Annotated in this window: 5 protein-coding genes and 1 pseudogene; all 6 read left to right on the top strand. The window is 41.8% G+C overall.

Annotated features, from left to right (window positions below; genetic code table 11):
• The first annotated feature begins 88 nt into the window (after positions 1-88).
• The 6 genes and pseudogenes from L652_RS0110920 to L652_RS01000000123680 all read left to right on the top strand — a co-directional run bounded on the left by L652_RS0110920 (position 89) and on the right by L652_RS01000000123680 (position 3,373).
• Positions 89-358 (top strand): hypothetical protein, encoded by a 270-nt coding sequence (locus L652_RS0110920; RefSeq protein WP_139015397.1) that lies wholly within the window; start codon positions 89-91, stop codon positions 356-358.
• Between the two features lie 93 nt (positions 359-451).
• A complete protein-coding gene (locus tag L652_RS0110925) occupies positions 452-694 on the top strand; it encodes a hypothetical protein (protein ID WP_024596403.1) in 243 nt (80 codons plus the stop codon).
• Positions 695-718: 24 nt separating this feature from the next.
• Complete coding sequence (locus L652_RS0110930; RefSeq protein WP_024589348.1) at positions 719-991, top strand: hypothetical protein; 273 nt, start codon at positions 719-721, stop codon at positions 989-991.
• A gap of 185 nt (positions 992-1,176) precedes the next feature.
• A complete protein-coding gene (locus L652_RS0110935; RefSeq protein WP_002963294.1) occupies positions 1,177-1,476 on the top strand; it encodes a hypothetical protein in 300 nt (99 codons plus the stop codon).
• Positions 1,473-1,907: an IS66 family insertion sequence element accessory protein TnpB gene (gene tnpB, locus L652_RS1000000124935; protein ID WP_024596287.1), complete on the top strand. Its 435-nt coding sequence runs from the start codon at positions 1,473-1,475 to the stop codon at positions 1,905-1,907. Before L652_RS0110935 ends, tnpB begins: the two co-directional genes overlap by 4 nt.
• Positions 1,904-3,373, top strand: a pseudogene (locus L652_RS01000000123680) (IS66 family transposase). The gene tnpB and the pseudogene L652_RS01000000123680 overlap by 4 nt, the downstream one beginning before the upstream one ends.
• Positions 3,374-3,395 lie beyond the last annotated feature (22 nt).

Below are 3,395 nucleotides of genomic sequence, written 5' to 3' on the forward strand. Positions count from 1 at the left end.
TGTGGGGGCTCTGTGGCCTTGGAATATATTTTTACAATTATTAAATTCAGCTAGCTATTCACTATAAATAACGGTTGGAATAATGACGATGGCTAAATACGGTAAAGTTCAGGGGCATCATTGTTGGTGGCTTACAGTTGATGGCAAAGAAGTAGCTAACTTTAGTGATGAAAAACAAGTTGATGACATTGTTAAACTTGAATTAGAAAAAGTTACTGCTGAAAAGTGGGCTGATAATGCGCTTGAAGCATTAGATGCGGTTAAGGCCAGCGGCATAATTAATCAAGACGATGTAATGGAAATGGTTGAGTTAGGCTCATCTGGTAAGCCTCAAAAAACCACTACTCGATTAAGTTAAATGACTAAATTGGAATACAAGCTTTTGCCAGTGGCGTTTAATTAAGCGCTACTCACAAAAGTAAAATGTTCAACTGGCTTAAAGGGAAAAATAATGGCTGTAATAACGAAGAAAGATGAAAAAATCGAAAATGTGGTTGGTGAGTTAAACGAAGGATATTCATTTGATGACTTCATTAATAAGTTTCAAGAGCTTTACCCGAAGGATTGGAGCAAGATTGAGCGTGAACATGCGAAACATGAACGCAAAACTAAGCCAGGGAAAACACATCCTATGCCTGAGCCAATTCAGTACCTCAAAAACGCTCTGAACGTATGGAATAAAAAGAACAAATAGTTTAATTGGAATAAGGAGAGCGTAATGGTGGTAGAAAGCCGAAAATATGGTTCAGTAGTCTGTGGTATTAACGGCAATGTCATAGCTCTACATGGCAAGGTTGCTATTGGTGATAAGGTCGAGTGGCTTGGTCGCAAAGAAGGTAGCTGCATAAACGATGATAAGTTTGTTGTCGGCGAGCACTATATTGTAGCAGCCATTTATCCAATCAATTTCGATCTGGAATTACAAGGTAGTGAGGACGAATGCACTATCAGAGCAGGTAAAACTGAATACAAGTTAGTGAAATTGGATTAAGGGTTTATATGGATGGTTCGTTTGCACAAATGAGTCATTGCTATGAGTTCATTGAGTCAAGACAGAGTGATGAATGCAGTTGTCCAGAAGAGGACTGGATCGTAGGTAATCGTCTAGCAAAGTGCACCTGCCAGTAATTCGTCAAACCGATTAAGCTATTTCTTAATTTCAATTAGGAGATAGCCATGAGAAAAACACGTAGCCTTGAGCAGTGGCGTAACATTATCGAAGAACAACAAGCCAGCGATTTAACTATTACTGAGTTTTGCCAGCAACATGCCTTATCTAAAACAAGCTTTTATGCGGCACGAAGTAAGCTTAATACTGAATCCAGTCGTTTTGTTCAAGCAAAAGTCACTAAACACGTCGCCCCCACTGAACAGCAACTGCCGATCATGCTTACTATCGGCAGCGTGAAAATTAGCTTCCCACCCACAATGCCTGTCGCTTATTTGAGTCAATTGTTGCGTGAGCTTGCCTTATGAAAATGTTTGTTGAACCCGCGCGTATTTACTTGCATCGTGACGCCGTGGATTTTCGAAAGTCCATTGATGGTCTGGTCGCACTCGTTGAAAGCGAGCTTGAACGTGACGCTTACACTGGCGCATTATTTTTGTTCTGCAATAAATCGAAAGATAAACTCAAGCTGGTTTACTGGGATAAAACGGGGTTTGCTTTGTGGTACAAGCGTTTAGAAAAACAAAAGTTCAAATGGCCAAGTAAAGTCAGTTTGCAAGAATTTGAACTCAGTCCTGGGCAATTGGATTGGTTGTTGTCGGGATATGATGTGCTTGGTCATGAAGAATTGCAGTATCAATCGATCATATTGACAGTAAATGATCGTTGCCACACCGCCTGCTTTATCTTTGCGTCAAACAAGAAAACAACGTCAAATTCTGTTAAATTGCGAACATGAAAATTGATGCACACTTACTTCCTGACGACCTAGAACAACTCAAGCGCATGGTGCTTGAGTTGTTCTAGGTCGTTGCTGAAAAAGATGCGCAAATTCACGAATTACTGCAAGCTTATAACGCGAAGCTTGCCAAAGAGTACGCGAAGAAATCTGAAAAGATGCCCGGTGCTGGAGAGCGCTTCAATGAAGCAGAAAACATTCTTGATGAACATGATAAAGCGCTATTGGCCACATCGCCCTTAGTAAAGAAAGAAAAAGCCAAACCGAAACGCCGGCCACTGCCAGCACAGTTACCACGAGTCGAGGTGGTTGTTGACCTTGATGAGGATGAAAAAGTGTGTGATTGCTGTCAAAGCCCACTTCACAAAATGGGTGAAAGCAGCAGTGAAACACTCGAATTTGTGCCAGCGCATATCAAGGTTGTCAAAACTATTCGCCCTAAATATACGTGCCGTCACTGTGAGCGTGAAGGGATTGAAAGTGTAGTGAAAACGGCAAAAATGCCCGCAACACCTATTCCAAAAAGTATCGCCACGCCCAGTTTACTGAGCCAAATAATCATGTGTAAATACCAGTTTGGCTTGCCGCTTTATCGCCAAGAAACGTTATTTTCTGATATCGGTATTGAGTTGAGCAGGCAAACCATGTCGAGCTGGATGTTACGCTGTGCTGAATTGTTGTCACCGCTCTATCAGCGTTTAAAAGAAATCTTGTTATCTCAAGCAGTTATTCATGGCGATGAAACCTCGTTAAACGTTATTAACGCAGAGAAAGCGACCAGCTATATGTGGCTGTACTGTTGTGGCGATGATAAGCCGGGTAAAGACACTAATATTGTCCTGTTTGATTATCATAATAGTCGCGCGGCCCACTGTGTAGTTGGTTTTCTTGACGGTTATCAAGGCTACATGCACGTTGACGGCTACAAAGCATACGAGCAAACGAAGGCAACACTGGTTGCGTGCTTAGCTCATATACGCCGTAAGTTCATCGAGGCCAAAGGCAATAATAAAAAAACCGTTAAAGCGGATGTAGCACTTAACCTTATTCGCAAACTCTATGGTATTGAGCAAGCCATCAAAGGTAAATCGGTCAGTGAAAAATTCACCGTTAGGCAGCAAAAAGCCAAACCAATCGTTGATGAATTGTATCAATGGTTACTCAAACACAAAGATAAAATCCCTCCCCAAATGGCGCTAGGGAAAGCAATTACCTATGCGATAAACCAGTTTGAGAAATTCAGGCGTTACCTCGATGATGGCAGGCTCAGTATTGATAATAACCNATGGCTGTTCTCAAATACCAGTAATGGCGCGCATGCCAGCGCCATACTCTATAGTCTTGTTGAAACCGCAAAGGCAAATGATCTTGTAGTGCATGACTACATCTCAACGTGCTTGCAACATATTGCAGAGCAGCCAAGTAACCTTGAGCCACTGCTACCTTGGAATATTAAGCAAGGCTAGGTGTCGTTAGCTATACGCTTAC

Source organism: Pseudoalteromonas sp. TB25, assembly GCF_000497995.1.
Taxonomy (GTDB): Bacteria; Pseudomonadota; Gammaproteobacteria; order Enterobacterales; family Alteromonadaceae; genus Pseudoalteromonas; species Pseudoalteromonas distincta.